Here is a 21000-nt window from a genome sequence, read left to right on the forward strand (position 1 = left end):
GAAAGATGATTCCTGGAATAAATGAGCGATTTGTTAATCAGAATATTCACATTTTAGAGGTTACTTCTTTTACTAAGGAATTGAAAGAAAGAATAGAGAGTGAATTTAGAGTAATCTGTCACGGAGAATATGCTCTCATATCAAATAGTGTACATTTCTCAACTGAGCAATCACTAGAAGAATTTCTAAATTATCGATTACCTTATGCTAAAAATCAAAAAATAGGAGCTATTGGGGAGTTTCTTTTAAACCTTTTAATCAGAGAATATACCGATTTAGAAATTATTTCTCCTTTTTTTAACATGGAAGAAAGAAATGTGAAGAAGGGATTTGATATTATCGCACATGATACTGATGAAGATGTCTGGGTAATTGAATCCAAAGCAGGGGTTCCCAATGTTCAACAGAATGCTTCTAGTAAAATTCGTGAACGCTTGAATACTGCTCAACGAGATTTGAATAGTCGATTAAATATGGAAAATTCACAATTGTGGTTAAATGCAATTAAATCTGTTCGTTCTTCCGTAAAAAGTAGTGATGAAAAACAAAATGTTATAGATTTGCTTGAAAAATCAAGTAATACTCATGAAAGCAATGATAAAAATGTGGTTTTTGCGGGTATAGTTTTTTCATCTTTGAAAATTTCGCAGATTTCTAGTATTGATGTTGAAGATATTTACAATAAGTTTCTAGAAAAAAATATCTACAACCAAATAAAAATAATTGCAATTCAAAAAGAGACGTATAAAAAAATAATAATATTTTTATGTGGATTGATGTTTTTAAAGAGGATAAATAATGGGAGAAGAAAAACAGTCTCAAAAGGTAAATTTACTCACTTTAAAAAAACTATATAATACAGGCTTTCCCGATCTGTATTATAAGTTTTTAAAACAAGAGATAACAGATGAGTCAGATTTAGAGAAAATTTTGTCTTTAGCTATTTATTTTGTTTGTTTGGATAATAAAGAGCTAATTAAGTTAGGATACAGACTGTTTATTTTATACAGCCAGTACACATATGATTATAAACCATTGTATGAAGTTAGTTTAAATAAAGGTTTAATTCCTATTTCTCATTTTATCAGTGATGTTCTTGAATATGACATAAAATACGGCAATTCATATACGTTCTTTAATAATTTAGAAAGTAAGTTATATATTACTAACAATATATATAGAACGATAGGGCAACTTGAACTTAATAAATCCGTTGACTTAAATCTTAATAGATCACAAATCATTGTTGCACCAACCTCATATGGTAAAACAGAGTTAATTTTATCTTTTGTTGAAAAATTTCAAGACAAAAACATTTGTATTATTACACCTACTAAATCTTTTTTAACTCAGACTAAAAAGAGAATCGTTAACCAATTTGGTTATAGAAAAATCGTCACTCAGCCAGATATGTATTCAGAAATTGATTTACATATTTTAGCTGTATTAACGCAAGAGAGATTACTTAAACTACTTCAAGAACATCCAGAATTATCTTTTGATTTCATAATAGTTGATGAGGCGCATAATTTATTAGATAGATTTACACCTGATAATGCAAGGAGTGTACTTTTAACATCAGTATTAATAATAAACAAGAAGAGAAATCCTGCCTCAGTATATAAATATTTAACTCCATTCTTGATTGATAAAAAGAGTTTAGAAATTAAGTATTTGGGTAATGATTTGAATGAATGGCACAAGGTAACTGAACAAGTTAAATCAGAAATGTTTTTCTTTCATGATTTAAATAGAAATACAAAGGAACTATTGGATCAATTTTCTCCAAAAAGTCAAAGGTTTATTCAAATTCAAAAGCAAAGCATCACAAATGATTGTCAGGTTGTAATTAATGAAGCAGAAAGGAAAAATATTATTTATTTAAATAAACCTGTAGATATTGAAAGTTTTGCAATTGAATTGTCGAGTAATCTTAAACCAATTGAGCATCCAATTATTAAAAAAATTACCAACGATCTTGAGGAATTTATCCATAAAGATTATAAATTGATAGAGTGTATTCGTAAGGGTGTTATATACCATCATGGCTCGATGCCAGAGTCAGTCCGTTTTTATATTGAGGAGTTATATTCTGAGATAGATGAGATTAAATATTTAGTAGCAAATTCTACACTACTTGAAGGTGTTAATTTACCTGCGACTCGAATGTTTATTTTAAATCCTAAAAGAGGGAATAGTTATTTAACTCCATCAGGATTTAAAAATTTGATTGGGCGAATTTGTAGATTTAGTGAAATATTTAACCCTAAGACAGGGAAACTTGACTATTTATTACCAGAAATACATATTATAAAAGGCAAATATGCTCCGACTAATATGAATTTTGATATTTTTGTTAAAGGTAGAAAGTTACTTATACAAGATGAAAATAGTTCCCAAGATAATCCAGAAAATCCTTTATTAACCTACACTTCATCTTCAGACGATGAGAAAGGTAAAGCAGAAGAATTATTAGCAAACATTTCAGATGATGATATTGAAATTCAAGAAACTGTTAATATAGCTAAAACAGAAGTAGGAAAACTTTTATATCAAAATAATGTAACTATTTTTAATATTTTTACAATAGAGATGGAAATTCAATCACATTTATCTAATTTATCTATGGCTGAAAATCTAGATAGTGTTTTCGAATTGTTAAATTTTCTATTTTTCTCAAGAATTGATGAAAACAGTAATGAAGAGAATTTAAGACGATTAAAATCTCATAAAGCTCAATTATTTTACATTATGTTGATTAGTTGGAGGATGAGGTCTAAAAAAATGACAGCAATGGTAACTGATGTCCTAAATTATTGGGATGATTTGTCTACTAAGGAAAAGGAAAGTGTTTTCGTTGGAAAATGGGGAGATAAGACACGTGGTGGAGGTTTCAGAAAGCTTTGGACTGACTTAAACCAAAAGAATCATATAGAAAGAGTAAACTTAGCAATTGTTAGATTGAAGGAAGAGTATGATTTTATTGATAATGAAATTATGAAATTTATAGATGTACTTTTTAAATTGAACCTCATTTCTGCCAATCTGTATAATAAAATTAAATTCGGAACTACAGATGAGACGCGTATAGCCATGCTTAACTGTGGTGTAAGTGGCATAATTTGTGACCTTCTAGAAGAAAAATATAAAGATTATTATAGTGTAGATTTAAAACAGTGTTCGATTTTTTTTGATCCAATAATAATTGATAAAATGAATGAAAATAAAGAAAATGGAATTTTGATTTCTGAAGTGAAATTAAACATGAGAGAGTGATAGGAAAATGAATAAACCTAAAATAAGATTCAATGAATTTGAAAATATTTGGACTAAATCGAAATTAGGAGAATTATACGAAGTTTATTCCGGGAACACTCCGTCACGATCTGATGATAGGAATTATCAAAATGGAGAAATTCCATGGATAAAAACAACAGATTTAAATAATTCTATAATATGTTCTAATGAGGAAAATATCTCAGTATATGGAGCAACAAAATTAAAAGTTTTACCTGAAAAATCTGTTTTGATAGCAATGTACGGTGGATTTAATCAAATTGGAAGAACAGGGTTACTAGCTTATCCTGCTACGATTAATCAAGCCCTAGCAGCTTTGATGCCGGTCAATGAGATTAATCCAAATTTTCTACTAAATTTTTTAAATTTTAAAAAGGAAAGCTGGAGAAATGTCGCAGCGAGTAGTAGAAAAGATCCCAACATTACAAAAAATGATGTAGAAAAATTTAAAATATCTTTTCCATCTCTAGACGAACAATCCGCCATTGGCTCTCTTTTCCGCACCCTCGACGACCTTCTGGCTAGCTACAAGGACAATCTTGCTAACTACCAATCTCTCAAGACGACCATGCTCACCAAGATGTTTCCCAAAGCTGGACAGACTGTTCCTGAGATTCGTTTAGATGGATTTGAAGGAGAGTGGGAAAAGTCTAAATTAAAAGATGTCGCTCATCGTGTACAGGGTAATGATGGAAGAATGGATTTACCAACTTTAACAATTTCTGCATCTGGCGGTTGGATGAATCAAATTGATCGATTTTCTGCTAATATTGCTGGAAAAGAACAAAAGAATTATACCCTTTTAAAAAAAGGGGAACTATCATATAACCATGGTAATTCAAAACTAGCAAAATATGGAGTTGTTTTTGAACTACAGGAATATGAAGAAGCACTCGTTCCAAAGGTTTATCATAGTTTTAGAGTTAATCAACTAGCTGATGCTAAATTTATTGAAATTATGTTTTCAACAAAAATCCCAGATCGGGAACTAGGAAAACTCGTTTCATCAGGGGCGAGAATGGATGGATTGTTAAATATTAGTTTTGATGATTTTATGAATATTGCAATTATTATTCCAACAGTTGCTGAACAACAAGCCATCGGTTCCTACTTCTCAAACATCGATAACCTCATTGCTTCTCACCAAGAAAAAATTTCTCAGTTAGAAGCACTCAAAAAGAAACTCTTACAAGATATGTTTATCTAACCTTCAAAAATTAACCTTATAATCATATACAAGTCCATCATTTTTCGAATAGTATAAGTGAGCCCCTTTGATTCTTCAAAGGGCGCTCCTTAGTATTTAATAACTTAAAAGTATTTACTTTTAATAACTTTAGAGTTATAATAAATTCGAAAAGAGGTTGCTTTGTGCACGCTATTTATTTTTATAAGGACAAACAGGGGAACCAACCGGTCCTGGACTACATGAGGGAGCTAGCTCGTCGCGATAATAAGGACAGCCGGATCAAACTAAACAAGCTCAACGACTACATCGAGCTTTTGAGCCAGCATGGAACACGTGCTGGCCACCCCTACATCAAGCATCTGGATGCGGAGATCTGGGAGTTGAGACCCTTACGGGATCGGATTTTATTCGTGGCTTGGCTGGATGGGAGCTTTGTCTTATTGCATCATTTTGTCAAAAAGACGCAAAAGACACCTAGACGAGAGATCGAGAAAGCCAAGCGGGAGTTGCAAGATTTGAAGGAAAGAGGGCTAAGAGATGAAGAATAGCGCCATTGGCAGCAATTGGAAAGATGTGAGAGCAGAGCTCTTCACCAAGGAAGAAATCCTGGAAAGTGATCTGCGGGTCGCGATTATGACAGAGCTGATCGAAGCCCGGCATGAAAAAGGCATTAGCCAAAAGAAACTAGAAGAACTCAGTGGGGTCAGCCAACCGGTCATCGCTCGGATGGAGACGGGAAAGACCAGTCCTCAATTAGACACGGTCTTGAAAGTCTTAGCCAGTCTGGGCAAGACCCTCGCCGTAGTCCCACTGGAACAAGAAAAGGTCTAAAAGGAATCAGAAAGAATTACTATGGAAACAACACAAACCTCCCAGTCGCTCTACCAAGCCCTGTGGAACTCAGCAGATGTGCTCCGCTCTAAGATGGATGCCAATGACTATAAGTCTTACCTTTTGGGGATGATCTTTTACAAGTACCTCTCAGATAAGTTGCTCTTCTTCGTGGCGGAGACCATGGAGGAGGAGACAGAGAGCTTGGATGAAGCCTTGGCGATTTACCGATCTTACTATGAGGATCCCGATTCTCAAGAGGACTTGATCTCCGTCATCACCGATGAGCTCAACTATGTCATCAAGCCCGACTTGACCTTTACGGCCTTGGTAGACCGGGTCAATGAAGGGACCTTCCAGCTGGAAGATCTGGCTCAGGGTTTCCGAGACATCGAGCAAAGTGATGACCTCTATGAAAACCTCTTTGAGGACATTGATCTCTATTCCAAGAAGCTAGGGGCAACTCCTCAAAAGCAAAACCAGCTAGTGGCTGCCGTTATGAAAGAGCTGGCAGTGCTGGATGTGGCGGGTCATGCAGGAGACATGCTTGGGGATGCTTACGAGTACTTGATTGGTCAGTTTGCGACCGACTCGGGTAAGAAAGCTGGAGAGTTCTATACGCCCCAGCCTGTAGCCAAGCTCATGACCCAGATTGCCTTTTTAGGGCGTGAAGACCAGCAGGGCTTTACCATCTACGATGCCACCATGGGATCGGGCTCCCTCTTGCTCAATGCCAAGAAATATTCTCACCAGCCTGAAACGGTTCAATACTTTGGTCAGGAGCTCAATACCTCTACCTATAACCTGGCTCGGATGAACATGATCCTACACGGGGTTCCGGTGGAAAACCAGTTCTTGCACAATGCGGATACGCTAGATGAAGACTGGCCGACCCAAGAGCCGACCAACTTTGATGGGGTCCTCATGAACCCACCCTACTCCGCTAAGTGGTCTGCAAGCTCCGGCTTCCTCCAAGATCCTCGTTTCTCCCCATTTGGCAAGCTCGCGCCTCAGTCCAAGGCAGACTTCGCCTTTCTCTTGCACGGTTATTACCACCTCAAGCAGGACAAGGGTGTCATGGCGATCGTCCTTCCTCACGGGGTCCTTTTCCGCGGCAATGCTGAAGGAACCATTCGCAAGGCCTTGCTGGAAGAAGGGGCCATTGATACGGTGATTGGTCTTCCTGCCAATATCTTCTTCAATACCAGCATCCCAACGACGGTCATCATTCTCAAAAAGAACCGTACTAATCGTGATGTCTACTTTATCGATGCCTCTAAGGAATTTGACAAGGGCAAGAACCAGAACATCATGACGGATGCCCATATCGAGAAGATCCTCAAGGCCTATAAGAGCAGAGAGGACATGGATAAGTTTGCTCATCTGGCTAGTTTTGAGGAGATCGTCGAGAATGACTACAACCTCAATATCCCTCGCTATGTGGACACCTTTGTGGAAGAAGAAGTGGAGCCACTGACAGAGATCGTGGCTAAGATCAACCAAACCAACGCTACCATCGAGACCCAGACTGCTTCTCTCCTAGACATGCTCAGCCAACTTCATGGAACGACACCAGAAGCCGATGCCGAACTCAAGAAATTTGTCCAAGAGTTTAAGGGCTAGGGTGCGAGGAGATAGGGATTAGGTAAAGGGTACTCTATTCGCTATTTCCCAAATTTTTTTCGAATGATAGAAGTAGAGGGACCTTCCCTCTATTTTTTATCGAAAAGGAGCAGGGATGCAAAAGAGACACGCGCATGTATCGCCGACCTTGGATATCATGGCCAAGAAGATTTTTAGTTTACCGGAGGTGACGGCAGCATTTATTCGGGACATTTTGGAGCTGGATGTAGCGGATGCTCAGATTGTGGAAGGAAGCCAGCCCCACAGCATGGCCTATGAGGAGGATGACCTGTTCTCCACTGCGGTGGATGTGAGAGCCAAGCTCCACGACGGGACCGAGGTGATCATCGAGATCCAGATTCGCAAGCAGCAGTATTTCTTGAATCGGTTCCATTACTATTTGGCCAATCAGCTGGTGGAAAATGTGCAAAAACTGCGCCAGCAAGGTCAGACACATAAGATGTATGAGCAGATGGAGCCCGTCTATGGGATTGCGATTTTGGAGAAGTCGCTCTTACTGGATGAAGAGGCTGCCATCAATAAATACTGGCTGACCAATAGCCAGTCCGGCAAGCAACTTAAGGCCTATTATAAAAATGGCAAGCACCAAAATCTTCTGCAGGTTGCCTTTTTAGAGCTAGACAAGTATAATAAAGATGAGAACCTGACAGATGCAGGCAGACAGTGGCTAGAGTTTTTTGGGAATCTTCCCTTCACAAAAGCTCCCAGTCAGGCTGTCGCCCACGCAGATTCATTATTAGATTCATCTAGCTGGACCAAGGAGGAAAAGACCATGATAGACGCGCGTATTCGTATTCAAGAAAATTATGATATGACCCTGGAGACGGCGATTGATGAAGCGCGTGAAGAAGGTCTGGAACAAGGTCGGAATGAAGCTCGTTTACAGTTGGTATGCGAGATGGTCTCACGAGGAATGACGCCTGATCTGATATCAGAGATGACAGGTTTGTCGCTTGAAGAGATTGAGACTCTTCTTTCTTGAGTCGTTAAAAGAGGTAGTGCCTCTTTTCTTTTTGAAAAAACTTGAAAATTTTCCCATTTTTTCAATCCGCCTTTCTAGAATTGTGGTAGAATAGAGTCAACAAAGAGCTATCCTCACCAACAGTGTGATCGATACTAGAAAAGAGGATTCTGATGACAAGAAAAATTGGTATTATTGGTTTGGGGCATGTGGGTGCGACCTTGGCACACAGCATGATTTTGAAACACACCTGTGATCATTTGGTCTTGATTGATACCAATGAGAAAAAGGTCAAGGCTGATGCCTTGGATTTCTGTGATACGGTTGCCAATACAGGTTATCCGGTGCATATCACGGTCAATGACTACGCGGCTTTAAAAGATGCGGATGTCGTGGTGTCGACTCTTGGAAATATCGAGTTGCAGGCTAATAACACTGATGACCGTTTTGCGGAGCTTCCTTTTACTAGCAAGCAAGTAGTGCAAGTATCGCGTGATTTGAAGGCTTCTGGTTTTAGCGGGGTCTTATTGGTAGTGACCAATCCGGTCGATGCCGTCACTCAACTCTATCAACAATATACTGGCCTTCCAAAAGAGCAGGTGATTGGGACAGGGACGTTACTGGATACAGCTCGGATGAAGCGTGCAGTCGCTGATCGTTTGCAGGTTTCTCCTGCTAGTGTATCAGGTTACAACCTCGGTGAGCACGGAAATTCTCAATTTGTTGCTTGGAGTCAGGTCCGTGTCAAGGGACACGCTATTACCGATCTCTTCTCTCAAGAAGAGCTTGACGCCATCAACTACGAGTCCTTGCGCGGTGGTCACACGGTCTTCTTTGGTAAATTCTATACTAACTTTGGGATTGCAGCAGCAGCCCAACGCCTGGCAGAAGCTGTGATCAATGATAGCCACGAGGAAATGCCAGTGTCTAACTATCGTCCAGAATATGGAACCTATCTTGGCTATCCAGCGATCGTAGGTCGAAAAGGAATTCTTGAACGATTGGACTTGCATTTGACAGAAGAAGAAAAAGAAAAATTACTCCATTCAGCTGAAACCATCAAGGAAAATACACGAAAAGGATTGGAGCATGCATAAAAGCAAGAGGCTGGGACAAAAGTCCTAGCCTCTCAATTATTTTTGGATTGTCGAGCAAGACGCAGTGGTTGAGTGGGCTCTACTACGCTGATTTCATCAGCTTTTACAGCTCTACTCAACTGTGCGGAGGTGGGACGACGAAATCAAATTCTAACGAATTACCGATTTCTGTCCCACTCTCATTTTCTGCAATTTTTTCGAATGGTATAAGTGAGGGGATTCCCTACACGAAATCATTGGAGGTTGCTATGAAGAAACGACACGAGTAAGTATCGCCCACCTTGGATTTAATGGCAAAAAAGATTTTTAGTCTGCCGGATGTGACAGCCAAATTCATCCGCGAAGTATTGGATCTGCCAGTAGAGTCCGTTGAGATTTTAGAAGGAGACCAAATCCATGAGCAGGGGTTTTTAGGGGATCTTCCTTTTGAAACATCCGTTGATGTGAGAGCAAGACTAGATAGTGGGCTTGAAGTGATCATTGAGATTCAAGTTTTGAAGCAAGAGTATTTCTTGAATCGTTTCCACTATTATTTAGCCAATCAACTGGTAGAAAATGTCCAACGCAAGCGAAAGAAAGGAGCGACCCATTCTATGTACCAGGAGCTGGAGCCGGTCTATGGGATCGCTATCCTGAAGCGAAGTATTTTTCCTCATTTAGATTCACCCGTCAATGTCTATGAAATGCGCCATACAGTAGACGGGACACCTCTTTATAGCTCTCGAAAGAATGGAGTAGCGCACAATATGTTAAAGGTTGCCTTTTTAGAGTTGGATAAGTATAATGAAAGTAGAGATACGGAGTTGAATGCTCACTGGAGACAATGGCTTGAATTTTTTGGCAATCGCCCATTCAGTCATCAACCAGATCAAGTGATCGAGCAGGCAGAATCACTCCTGATCCCATCAAATTGGACAAGGGAGGAAAAAGAAATGATTGATGAACGGATTCGTATCAGAGAAAATTGGGAAATGAGCATGGATACCTTTCGGAAAGAACAACTGGAAGCCGGTTTTCAGAAAGGGTTGAAAAAAGGTCTTGAACAGGGACTCGAACAAGGACTCGAGCGTGGTCTCGAACAAGGCCTCGAACAGGGTCTTGAACAAGGTCTCGAACAGGGATTAGAGCAGGGATTAGAACAAGGCAGACAAGAAGGCATGGAACTGGGAGTTCAAGCTGGTCAGCAGTCTCTGATTCAGAAGCTGGCTTTGAAGGGAATGAGTATCGAGATGATTGCTGAAATGACGGATTTATCCAGGGAATCCATCAAAAAAATGTTGGCTACTGATTCGTCTAACGAGGAGTAGTAGCGCGAACAGAATTTGTGGAACAAAGAAACTTTGAGAATTATCTTGCTTAGAAAAAAGTAGTTCTAGAATGGATTGTAAAGATCTCTGGGAGTCGTTTTTCTTGGATGTTGATCCTCTACAGATTTATACGGTTGTGATTTATTGAAGGTTGGAGACTTTTGTCCAACCTTTTTTCTCATTCTTCTTGGCCCATCCTTAGTGAAATGGAATAAAAGTTTAAAATGTCCGAGTTGTAATCCTTGACATTACATTATGATCGTGTATAATAGCTATTGTAACAAAAAATCTTACAACAGAAAGAGGAGACAACAATGAAAAACATTTTATTTATCGTCGGATCTCTTCGTCAAGGATCTTTTAACCACCAAATGGCTAAGAAAGCAGAAAGCCTTCTGGAAGGAAAAGCAACGGTGACTTACTTGGACTACAAGGACATTCCAATGATGAACCAAGATTTGGAAACACCAACCCTGCCTGCTGTGCAGGCAGCGCGTGATGCGGTTCTTGCTGCGGATGCCATCTGGATCTTCTCGCCAGTCTATAACTTTGCTATTCCAGGTGTAGTGAAAAACCTGATCGACTGGCTTAGCCGTGCCCTTGACCTGTCAGAAACTCGTGGTCCATCTGCCCTTCAAGATAAGATCGTAACGGTTTCTTCAGTAGCCAATGCCGGACACGAACCAATGTTTGAGGCATACCAAGCGCTTTTGCCATTCGTTCGAACTCAAGTAGTTGGAGAGTTCACTGGAACAACTGTTAACCCAGAAGCTTGGGGAACAGGTGAATTAATCTTGACGGACGAAGCAGTGGAAGGACTGAAAAAACAAGCACAAGATCTATTAGAAGCATAAGAAAAAGCTGAGACAAAAGTCTCAGCTTTTTTAGATACTAAAGAGTTGTCCGAAGAAGTAAGTCACACCCATGGTGAGAAGGCCAATGATCAGGTTGCGAAGCATGGCTTGCTTGGTTGGTGCTTTTCCCAGTTTTGCACTGGTATAGCCAGTGAAGATTAAGGATAGTCCAACAACGAAGACTGTCACCGGAATGCGATAGGTAGCTGGAAAGAGAATGATAGAGAGCATTGGAGGAAGGGAACCAACCGAAAAAGCAAGGAAGCTAGATGCAGCAGCATGCCAAGGATTAGTAAACTCCTCATATTCGATACCATATTTCTCTTCGACTAGGGCTTTGAGGGGATGTTTCAGAAAGGCCCGTTCTGTCAAAATCTTTGCGGAAGTTTCGCATTCTCCATTTTGAAGATAAGCGTGGTAGAGAGATTCTCTAGCTAACTTTGGATCGCGATCCAACAAGGCTTGTTCGCGGTTAACAGCGGCTTCTTCCGTGTCTTTTTGAGTGGAAACAGAGACATACTCACCGCCCGCCATCGAAAAGGCACCTGCCAGAATCGCTGATAAGCCAGAAAGGAAAATGATCCAGATGTTTGAGGTGGCACTGGCTACCCCAATCACCACCCCAGCAATAGAAATAATCCCATCATTGGCCCCGAGAACAGCGGCTCTCAAGATATTCAATCGGTCGTTAAATGATTCATCTACTCCATGTTTCATTTCATTCATACAATGTCTCCTTTATCTTGTTTAGAATGATTATAAATAAAGTACAAAAAGAAAGCAAGGATTTTAACTCAAATGATAAAAGTTCGACAATTTAATGAAATTTAAGTTATAATCTTTGGCACTGCAAGCAAAAAGAAAGAATAGGTCATACGCCTATTCTAGCAAGATTTATTTAGCAGAAGTGACTTTACCTTTGAGGATCCTGATGGCATTGTCACACGGGTCAGAAAAGGATAACAAAAAAACAGCAAATTGCTGTTTTATGATGAGAAAAATTAATTCGTATCTTGTTCTTTCCCAACAACCCAAAATAAGAGAAGGAGTTGGAAGATGCCCAAGGCAAATAAGACCATAAAACCGTTGCGACTTCCTTTAGCAGTGGCTTGAGTAAAGTCCATCTTTTGATTAGCTTGGCTCATGGCAACAATCAGCGAAGCCAGTGTTGTTCCGACAGCACCTGCAAATTGTTGCAGGGTGTTAAAGATCGCGTTCGCATCAGGTTGCTCTTCCAGAGAGAGTTGTTTTTGTCCGTTGGTCATAATATTGCCAAAGGACAGTCCCATACCGGTCATGAAGATCATGTAAAAGATGAGAATCAAGCCATTTGTCAGCTTCAGTCCAAAGAGGGTAAAGTGGAAATGGGCCAGAAGAATTAAAGTAGCTCCAAGGAGAATCGGTTTGCGGGCACCCAACTTATCTAGAATGAGACCAGAGAAGGGAGCAAAACCAGCCCCAATGATGGCTCCTGGAAGCAGCATCAAGGCTGCAAGCGTGGTACTCGAGTGGTTGACTAATTGGACATAATTGGGCAAGAGGAAACTCATGGCCAGAGAACCTAATTGGAAGGTGAAAAAGGCAAGAACATGGCCAGTGAGGAGATGGTTCTTTAAGATGGCAAGGTTGATAATGGGAGTCTCTAACTGATTGGACCGCCAGACCAAGAGAACCAGTCCCAAGAACCCAATCACTAGCCAACCAAGGACAGAAAAACTAAAGAAAGCATGGTCAGAGAGACCGTGAATGCCTAGAATCAACCCTAAGAAAAGGGCAATGATAGCAAGGAGACTCATGATATCAAGGGTTTCTCGTTTGACTTTACTGATTTGTTCAATGGAGCGAAGTCCTGCAACTAGCGAAGCTAGAAGGATCGGGAATTGAACCAAAAAGATGGACCGCCAACCGAAGTTAGCCGTCAAGAGACCACCGACAGTAGGCCCAATGGCTGGTGCAATGGCTGTAATTAGGGTACCCACTCCCATCATGAGACCGATCTTGCGTTTTGGGACCTGCTCTAAAATGATATTAAACATTAGAGGAAGGGCAAAACCAACCCCCATTCCTTGGACCAATCGCCCCAGGACCACAAAGCCAAAACTTGGGGCAAGGAAGTCGATAAGAACACCTAAAACAGAGAGAAGATTTCCAACTAAAAAGATGGACTTCATTTTAAAAGAGCGTTTGAGGTAGGCAGACAAGGGGACCACACAGGCAACCACTAGAAGATAGATGGTCGTAACCCACTGGACGGTTGCAGTATTGATTTCAAATTCCTTCATCAATATTGGGAAGGTGATATTCATAGCGGTTTCCCCAGCCACCCCGCAAAAGGAAAGGATCCCTGTTGCAAAAATAGCGTACAGGACCTTGGCTGAAATTTTTTCTTGTGACATGGACGTCTGATTCCTCCTAAATCTTTCTATAATGTTGTAAAAATGGTCTGAAAATCCATCCTATCTCTCTCATTTCCCATCAATTCCAATTGCTATGAGCATAGCAGGCTGACGTTAACATGATTCATCGTTTTGTTAGCTAACAAATAGTATAGAGGAAATGAAGACCCCTGTCAAAGAGTTTTTGAAAAGTTTTGAAAATTTTAACAGCATTCTCAACTGATGACGTCTTTCCAAACGAAAGGAAAGGCTCGCCAGTATGGTATAATAAGAAGAAAGTAAGCAACGTGAATAAGTCAATCAACTCGAACAGGAGGCCCCATGACCAAGTATTTAGTCCAGAAGTTTTTCTGGTTACGAGAAAAAAGTTTGATTCAAATTTCCCAGAAGACCCTGGTTTCCTTATTTCCTTTTTTCCTATTTTCAGGGATCATTCGGGTGATCGCTCTATCAGTCTTTTCCGATCGAGGCTATATCCATCAGCTCTTTTCGATGGAAAGCTGGTTGCCGTGGGATCAAGCTATTAGCCAAGTCCTTATCAATTTTTCCAATTTTTTAGGAGGTCTAGCAGGACCTTTAGCGACTTACTTCGCTGGAAAATATACAGCTGGGCACTATGGTAGAAGTACAGGGACAGCCGGCGTGACTGCTCTTTTGGTCAGTCTAATAGTGGGGTCTCAGGAATTGTTGGTGGGCCCCCTCCATGATGGGCTACTGACGCGTATCACCTTACCTGCGACGACCAATATTGTCTTAGCGATTTTTTTAGGCTATCTAATTGGGCAGATCTTTCGTCTATCCAAGGCCAGTGACGACCAGATTGTAGACAAGGATTTCATCTATCAACCCAAGACGGTGCGTCCCATTTTCTTATCCTTACTCCTTGGAATTAGCCTCAATCTTCTTCTCCTTCTGGGGAATCAATACCGTGTTTTTCAAACGATCGGTCAGTTCTTTAGTTCTCTCACGGTAAGCAGTCATCATCTCTTGTCCACCTTTGTCATGGGACTATTTAGTGGGCTATCTGCTTGGTTTGGTAATAGTCAAGCCTTTGCCTTGAACTCAATTGCGGATGATAACTTTGCTTTGGAAAATCTCACCTACGCTGTGACCCATCATTCAACGACAGGCATTCCTCATCTCTATACCTTGACCAATTTGTACCGCAGTTTTGGTCTGGTAGGTGGAATTGGTGCAGTTCTAGCCTTATTGGTAGCGATCCTGCTGGTTTCACGAAGTCAAAAGGACAAGAAAGTCAGCCTCCTCAGTCTGTTTCCAAGTCTCTTTAACAATGGGGCTTCTTTCATGGTAGGGATACCGGTCCTTCTCAACCTCCTATATGTGATTCCCTTCTTATTGATCCCCTTGGTGAATATGGCGATAGCAGCTGTAGCTTTGTGCCTCAAACTGATGCCAGCAGCCGTCTATCCGGTGCCAGATGGGACTCCTAGCCTTCTCTATGCTTTTATTGGAACCGGAGGAAGTTTGAGAGCCTTAGCTGTCAGTATACTTTGTTTTGCCGTCGATGTGCTCCTTTATCTACCATTTGTCCGCATGGGAAATCGTATCCGAAAAGATTTAAAAGTGAAAGGAGAAAGCGATGAAGCCATCTAAAAAAACAGCCATCGTCCTTACTTTGGTCAGTCTTTTCTTGATCGCTTTAGCCATTCCTTCTTATAGCTGGACTCGGACCAATGTTTCAAGAATCGAGAAATTTTATAATTCAAAATTGTCTCCCATCATCATGATCCCGGGAAGCTCTGCGACAGAGAACCGCTTTGATGGCTTGGTGACCAGGCTCAACCAAGACCGCCAAGGAACCAAACACAGTCTACTTAAGGTTAAGGTTTGGAATGATGGGCATATCACCTATAGTGGAAGTATGGATGCCAAGGACAATGAGCCGGTAATTGTGGTTGGTTTTGAAAACAACAAAGATGGTTATAGCAACATTAAAAAGCAAGCCAAACTATTTAATCAAGCCTTCGAAGCCCTTCAAGAAAAATACAATTTTAATAATTTTAAAGGCTTGGGTCATTCCAACGGTGGCTTGATTTATACAGCCTTTATTGAAAATTATCTAGGGGATTATGATGTGGATCTCAAGACCCTCATGACCATCGGAACTCCCTACAATTTCACGGAGACCAATATCAAAAATAAATCTGAGATGTTGGCCGATTTTATCAAGGGAAAAGAAGCTATCCCCACAACCCTTCATATGTATTCAGTAGCAGGGACCATCACCTATGATTCAGATGAGTTGGTCCCAGATGCCAGTGTTTCTGCTGGGAAGTATATCTACCAAAACCAAGCAGCTAGCTATACGGAGATTACGGTGACGGGGGAAGATGCCCAGCACTCGGACCTTCCAACCAATGATGAGGTGGTTGCCTTGGTGAAAGAGCATATTGAAAGTCAAACGGATCGTCGAGCCAAACCGAATAAAATAAACTAAGTGTGACGAAGGGATTTCTTCCTCATGCTTTTTTTAGTATAATAAAGTTTAGTATGAAAATAAGGGAGACTATAGGAAATAAGATGAAAAGAAAACATTGGATGCAGTTGAGCTTAGTGGCTTCAAGTACGCTCTTGTTGACAGGATGTTACCAAAGATACCAGCGCCAGTCCAGTCCTAAAAAAGAGGTTGCAACGAGCCAGACAAGCACTAAAAAACAAGCGAAAAAAGCAGATAACAAACAATTATACCAGTCTGTTTTTTCAGACTACCAAAAGATTTTTGCCACTTCAAAAGAGTTAGATGCCATTTCCAAATTGAATGATGCATTAGCCAAAGAAGATCGGATGATCAATAGTTGGGTGATCGAGACCGTGATCAATCAGCCAGAAGCCGTTCGCTATGCCTTTAAGGACTTAAATAACGATGGGGTAGATGAGATGATCATCGCCAATCAGCAGACCGATGGAAGCTACTTTGTGACAGGAGTTTATTACCTCAAGGACCAAAAACCGACTCTGCTAGCTGAAGGTTTCGTCGCTGGACACGGTGGAGCGCGCAATGCGACGACCCTCTATCAGGGAGGAGAAGTCTTAGAAGTCAGCTGGATGTCAGGAACTGGCCGTGGGGTAGCTGTGCTTTCACGGATAGAAAAGACGCCTCAAGCTGCGACCAAAGTCCAGGAAGAAGAAGTCCAAGTACCTGGGTCAGATCTGAATAGCCTCTTTGGAAAATCGGATGAGGAAAAATTGGATCTCAAGAGTTTCGATTGGCAAACTTTTGACAGCACACCATCAGCGGGAAATAGCCAAAGCCAGGAAAAAACGCCTTGGAATGCTGAGAAATCAGCAAAATTGGCAGAATTTATGAAGACCTGGGGCGAAAAGATGGGCCAACCCAACTATCAAAAAGGCATCGCTGGCGGTGATGTAGGACCAGACAACCTCTATACTCTAGGGGAAAATAGCAAGATGGATGCCATTTATACGGATACTGGTCAAGGAAATGCAAAATACCGCATCGTGGAACGCTATAGCAATTGGGACAAGTATCCAGATGTGCATAGTTATTTCTTTGCCATTACAGATACAGGAGAAGGCATTGTCTTTCATTCTCCAACGACCAATGGTGGAAAGATGTATCTAAAACCAACGGACAACAAGGAACTACAAGAAGAATTTACACAGTTACTTCATCAATAAAAAGAAGAATAAACCAGAAAAAGACTGTTTTTCTGGTTTTGTTTATTCAAATAATGAATAAAAATACAAAATAAACGATATTTTTCAGGATAGAAAATATGTTAAAAACTAGTGATAATTAGCGGTATACAAGTGTTTAAAAACAGAAAATGTTTGACAATTAAAGGAAAATCATTTAAAATATATTCATTCTTTATTTATAGGAGAAAAAATATGAAAAAACTTCTTACAGCCGGTGTGGCTCTCTTGTCAGTTGCAACGTTAGCAGCTTGTTCTGGTAAAACTGCTTCAGAATCATCAAGCAAAGATGCAAAAGCTTCTTCTAGCAAAGTAGAAAAATCATCTACTTCAGAAAGCAAATCAAGCAGTTCATCAAAATCATCTAAATCAGCAACCTCTTCTGTTAAAATTCCAGAAATTGTCTTGTTGACTGATGATGAAATCGATAATGCCAAAACAATTGGTGATATGAAAACTCTTTATAGTAAATTAGTGGATAACTATAAAAAATATGCTCAAGATATTGGCGATCAAATTCCCGAATCACTGAGATCTAAATATACTCAACAAGTGGAACCAGCTCTCAAGACATTGGACGAATCAAAAACTCAATTTGATACAGCACTTTCAACTGGTGGTTCAGATGATACGGTTGTTCCTGAACAAGGGCGTACTGTTTTTGTACAACAATTGAAATCTGGACGTGACACTATGAAACAAGCTCTTGAAAGTGCATATAAATCAATTGCGCCATTGCTCTCTTCATCAGCTGAATAATCAATGAAAAAAATAGGGTAGGACCTCAAGTCCTAGCCTATTTTTGCTTTCTTACAAAAATGTAAGAAATAAAGGGTAAAATGTAAGGTTATGTTATGGTGAAAGCGTTTCAGCTTTAGTACAATAGACTTGTAAAAAAAGATTGAAGCTTTTATCGAGCTAGAAAGGAATGGACCATGATCCTACTAGACGTTCAACATATCAAAAAAATCTACAAAACCCGCTTTCAAGGAACGCAGGTTGAAGCCTTAAAGGATATTCACTTCACCGTGGAAAAGGGTGAGTATGTCGCCATTATGGGGGAATCAGGATCCGGGAAATCAACCCTCCTCAACATCCTGGCCATGCTGGATCAGCCGACGGAAGGGCGGGTTTACCTCAATGGCACAGATACCTCAACCATCAAAAACAAGGATGCCTCCAGCTTCCGCCGGGAAAAACTAGGCTTCGTTTTTCAAGACTTCAACCTGCTCGATACCTTGTCGGTCAAGGACAATATCCTCCTTCCACTGGTCCTCTCTCGCAGACCGGTCAAGGAAATGATGAGTAAGGTCGATAGCGTGAGTCGGGAGTTGGGCATTCACCAGCTTTTAGAAAAATATCCCTACGAAATCTCTGGTGGGCAAAAGCAAAGGGTAGCCGTAGCACGGGCCATCATCACCTCACCTGAAATTCTCCTTGCGGATGAGCCAACAGGGGCGCTGGATTCCAAATCTTCGGCTGCGTTGCTCGATGTCTTTGAGGATATCAATAGCATGGGCCAAACCATTCTCATGGTGACTCACTCGACTGCAGCGGCAGCACGGGCCAAGCGCGTGCTCTTTATCAAGGACGGGATTCTTTACAACCAGATCTTCCGCGGGGAAAAGACAGAGCGTCAGATGTTCCAAGAAATCTCGGATACCTTGACGATCATGGCGGGAAAGGAGGATCGTGATGTTTAAATTAACAAGTAAATTGGCTCTTTCCAACCTCAAACAAAATCGCAATCTCTATTATCCCTTTGCCTTGGCTGTTATTTTAACGACCATGATCCTTTATAGTTTTATCGCCTTGTCATTGACCCCTCATTTAGAGGATTCTTACGGAGGGGGATCGGCGAGAACTGTTCTTGGTTTTGGCAGTTTCGTCGTCCAGCTGGTCGTCATCATTTTAGTGGCTTATGCCAATGGCTATGTCATGAAAAATCGTTCCAAAGAACTGGGCCTGTACAGTGTTCTGGGAATGGAGAAGAAGCACCTCCTCGTCATGACCTTTTGGGAATTACTTTATTTCTATATCCTCACAGTTGGAGTAGGACTGGGTTTGGGACTCTTGTTTGATCGCTTGATTTTCGCCTTGCTTCTAAAATGTATGGGTTTACCAGTCGTCATTCAATCAACCTTCCAGATAGGGGCTGTTCTTAACACTTTACTTGGGTTAGCCTTAGCTTTTGGCCTCATTCTCTTGTTGAATTCTTTCCGCCTCTTGCGCTACAGTTCCCTCCACCTCATGCAACAGAAAAAGGCAGGAGAGAAGAAGGGACGCTTCTTGCTAGTCCAAACTCTTTTAGGAATTGGGCTCTTAGGAATTGCGTTTTATATAGCGCTAACCGCAGAGCGTCCGGTGGCGGCTGTCCAAGGATTCTTTATTGCCGTCATCTTGGTCATTCTAGCGACTTATCTCTTATTCAACGCAGGCTCTATTACCTTCTTAAGATTTCTCAAAGGTCGGAAATCCTATTATTACAAGCCAGAGAATTTTATATCTGTCTCTAACTTAATAGCTCGGATGCGAAAAAATGCAGCGGGCCTCGCGACCATTAGTATTCTTTCCACCATGGTCTTGGTCACCTTAACCGGGTCGCTCAATATCTTTATTGGAGGGCAGAATTACCTAGATACGGTTTACCCTTCTGATTACATGATTAGTGTGGGGCATATGCCTTCAGATGCTGAGACAGAACCGGTTATCAAGGATGTTCAAGCTCAAATTAAGAAAACAGCCGATGCAACACATCTGTCAGATTATCAGGTGGTACAGACAACATATTGGTCGGCTGAAATTCGAAAGATTGATGGAAGGAGCTTAGAGGTGAATGACCAGTCCACTCCATCAACTGGTCAGGAGTTGAAGTCAGAAGGAACAGTCTACTTTTTTGATCAGGCGACTTATGAGCAACTGACGGGGCAAAAAGTTGAGCTTGGGGAAAATGAAATCTTGGCTTATGGGTATCAGTATCCTGGAAGATTAGACGCACAATTAGAAATCAATGGGAAAACTTTCACGATTAAACAAAAATTAGATTCCAATTTTATCCAAGGGAAACTCCCTCAATCCGACCTGTTTCAACACCAAATGGGCTTGTACCTGGTTCTTCCTGACTTGAACCAACTGGGACTAAAAGTTGATAAAAATTTGGAATTTTCTATTAACGCAAAAGATAAAGATAACCAAGATTTTATCTCTGGTTTGATCAAAGAGCTGTATTCGACAGACAAAATCAGTCAATATGGTGCGACTTATTTTGGTGGATTTGATCGATACAGTATAGAGAAAGATTGGCGTGAAACAGCAGGGACTCTTCTATTTATCGGGATTTTTCTATCGGTGATCTTTCTATTAGCTACAGTTCTCGTCATTTACTACAAACAGATTTCAGAGGGTCATGAGGATCGGGAAAATTTTGTGATCTTGCAACAAGTAGGATTGGACCAAAAGCAAACCGGCACCACCATTCGCAAACAGATACTCACTGTCTTTTTTCTTCCATTATTCTTCTCCTTCCTGTACCTAGGAGTAGCCTACAAGATGATCGCAAAAATCGTTGCTATCTTAGGAGCAACCAATGCGGGCTTGGTCCTTCAAACGACTCTTTCTATCTGTGCTGTCTTTTTCATCTCTTACGTTCTCGTCTTTCTTCTGACTTCTAGAAGTTATCGAAAGATTGTCGTGAGATAGCGTTCGAGTCTATAAAAGATTAGAAATAAGATGAAACATACAACATT

The 21000-nt window shown here is 40.7% G+C and carries 18 protein-coding genes; 16 read left to right on the forward strand and 2 right to left on the reverse strand.

Annotated elements, in window-relative coordinates:
- Positions 1–5: 5 nt before the first annotated feature.
- The 10 genes from O3646_RS07800 to O3646_RS07845 all read left to right on the forward strand — a co-directional run bounded on the left by O3646_RS07800 (position 6) and on the right by O3646_RS07845 (position 11180).
- Entirely contained in the window at positions 6–857 is an 852-nt protein-coding gene (locus O3646_RS07800; RefSeq protein ID WP_371610728.1) for a Hachiman antiphage defense system protein HamA, read from the forward strand.
- Positions 799–3276, forward strand: a complete 2478-nt coding sequence (locus O3646_RS07805) for a DEAD/DEAH box helicase (protein ID WP_371610729.1) — start codon at positions 799–801, stop codon at positions 3274–3276. The genes O3646_RS07800 and O3646_RS07805 overlap by 59 nt, the downstream gene beginning before the upstream one ends.
- A gap of 7 nt (positions 3277–3283) precedes the next feature.
- Positions 3284–4504 (forward strand): restriction endonuclease subunit S, encoded by a 1221-nt coding sequence (locus O3646_RS07810; RefSeq protein ID WP_371610730.1) that lies wholly within the window; start codon positions 3284–3286, stop codon positions 4502–4504.
- Positions 4505–4668: 164 nt separating this feature from the next.
- Positions 4669–5034: a type II toxin-antitoxin system RelE/ParE family toxin gene (locus O3646_RS07815; RefSeq protein WP_371610731.1), complete on the forward strand. Its 366-nt coding sequence runs from the start codon at positions 4669–4671 to the stop codon at positions 5032–5034.
- Positions 5024–5317, forward strand: coding sequence for a helix-turn-helix domain-containing protein (locus O3646_RS07820; RefSeq protein ID WP_021144391.1), 294 nt, complete (start codon positions 5024–5026; stop codon positions 5315–5317). The genes O3646_RS07815 and O3646_RS07820 overlap by 11 nt, the downstream gene beginning before the upstream one ends.
- 21 nt (positions 5318–5338) lie before the next feature.
- Positions 5339–6940: a type I restriction-modification system subunit M gene (locus tag O3646_RS07825; protein WP_371610732.1), complete on the forward strand. Its 1602-nt coding sequence runs from the start codon at positions 5339–5341 to the stop codon at positions 6938–6940.
- 115 nt (positions 6941–7055) lie between these two features.
- Positions 7056–7943: an Rpn family recombination-promoting nuclease/putative transposase gene (locus O3646_RS07830; RefSeq protein ID WP_371610733.1), complete on the forward strand. Its 888-nt coding sequence runs from the start codon at positions 7056–7058 to the stop codon at positions 7941–7943.
- 152 nt (positions 7944–8095) lie between these two features.
- A complete protein-coding gene (locus tag O3646_RS07835; protein WP_156671534.1) occupies positions 8096–9019 on the forward strand; it encodes an L-lactate dehydrogenase in 924 nt (307 codons plus the stop codon).
- Positions 9020–9309: 290 nt separating this feature from the next.
- The gene (locus O3646_RS07840) at positions 9310–10326 is read left to right on the forward strand and encodes an Rpn family recombination-promoting nuclease/putative transposase (protein ID WP_371610734.1); all 1017 of its coding nucleotides are present in this window, start codon (positions 9310–9312) and stop codon (positions 10324–10326) included.
- A gap of 314 nt (positions 10327–10640) precedes the next feature.
- On the forward strand, positions 10641–11180 hold the full coding sequence (locus O3646_RS07845) for an NADPH-dependent FMN reductase (RefSeq protein WP_049489037.1): 540 nt from the start codon (positions 10641–10643) through the stop codon (positions 11178–11180).
- Positions 11181–11210: 30 nt separating this feature from the next.
- On the opposite strand, the gene O3646_RS07850 is transcribed toward O3646_RS07845, so the two are convergent.
- Together O3646_RS07850 and O3646_RS07855 are read right to left on the reverse strand one after the other, a co-directional pair.
- Positions 11211–11906 (reverse strand): VIT family protein, encoded by a 696-nt coding sequence (locus O3646_RS07850; RefSeq protein ID WP_371610735.1) that lies wholly within the window; start codon positions 11904–11906, stop codon positions 11211–11213.
- A gap of 275 nt (positions 11907–12181) precedes the next feature.
- Positions 12182–13576: an MFS transporter gene (locus O3646_RS07855; RefSeq protein WP_347102231.1), complete on the reverse strand. Its 1395-nt coding sequence runs from the start codon at positions 13574–13576 to the stop codon at positions 12182–12184.
- Positions 13577–13897: 321 nt separating this feature from the next.
- Between O3646_RS07855 and O3646_RS07860 the strand changes: the two genes are divergently transcribed.
- The 6 genes from O3646_RS07860 (at position 13898) to O3646_RS07885 (ending at position 20953) form a co-directional block, all read left to right on the forward strand.
- Positions 13898–15190, forward strand: a complete 1293-nt coding sequence (locus O3646_RS07860; RefSeq protein WP_371610736.1) for a PTS transporter subunit EIIC — start codon at positions 13898–13900, stop codon at positions 15188–15190.
- Positions 15177–16034: an alpha/beta hydrolase gene (locus O3646_RS07865; protein WP_371610737.1), complete on the forward strand. Its 858-nt coding sequence runs from the start codon at positions 15177–15179 to the stop codon at positions 16032–16034. Before O3646_RS07860 ends, O3646_RS07865 begins: the two co-directional genes overlap by 14 nt.
- A gap of 83 nt (positions 16035–16117) precedes the next feature.
- A complete protein-coding gene (locus tag O3646_RS07870; protein ID WP_371610738.1) occupies positions 16118–17236 on the forward strand; it encodes a DUF4767 domain-containing protein in 1119 nt (372 codons plus the stop codon).
- A gap of 213 nt (positions 17237–17449) precedes the next feature.
- The gene (locus O3646_RS07875; RefSeq protein WP_021152825.1) at positions 17450–18013 is read left to right on the forward strand and encodes a hypothetical protein; all 564 of its coding nucleotides are present in this window, start codon (positions 17450–17452) and stop codon (positions 18011–18013) included.
- 176 nt (positions 18014–18189) lie between these two features.
- Positions 18190–18957 (forward strand): ABC transporter ATP-binding protein, encoded by a 768-nt coding sequence (locus O3646_RS07880; protein ID WP_371610739.1) that lies wholly within the window; start codon positions 18190–18192, stop codon positions 18955–18957.
- Positions 18950–20953, forward strand: coding sequence for an FtsX-like permease family protein (locus tag O3646_RS07885; RefSeq protein WP_371610740.1), 2004 nt, complete (start codon positions 18950–18952; stop codon positions 20951–20953). The genes O3646_RS07880 and O3646_RS07885 overlap by 8 nt, the downstream gene beginning before the upstream one ends.
- Positions 20954–21000: the final 47 nt, after the last annotated feature.

The sequence above is a fragment of the Streptococcus sp. 27098_8_148 genome (assembly GCF_041432105.1).
Classification (GTDB): domain Bacteria; phylum Bacillota; class Bacilli; order Lactobacillales; family Streptococcaceae; genus Streptococcus; species Streptococcus parasanguinis_AE.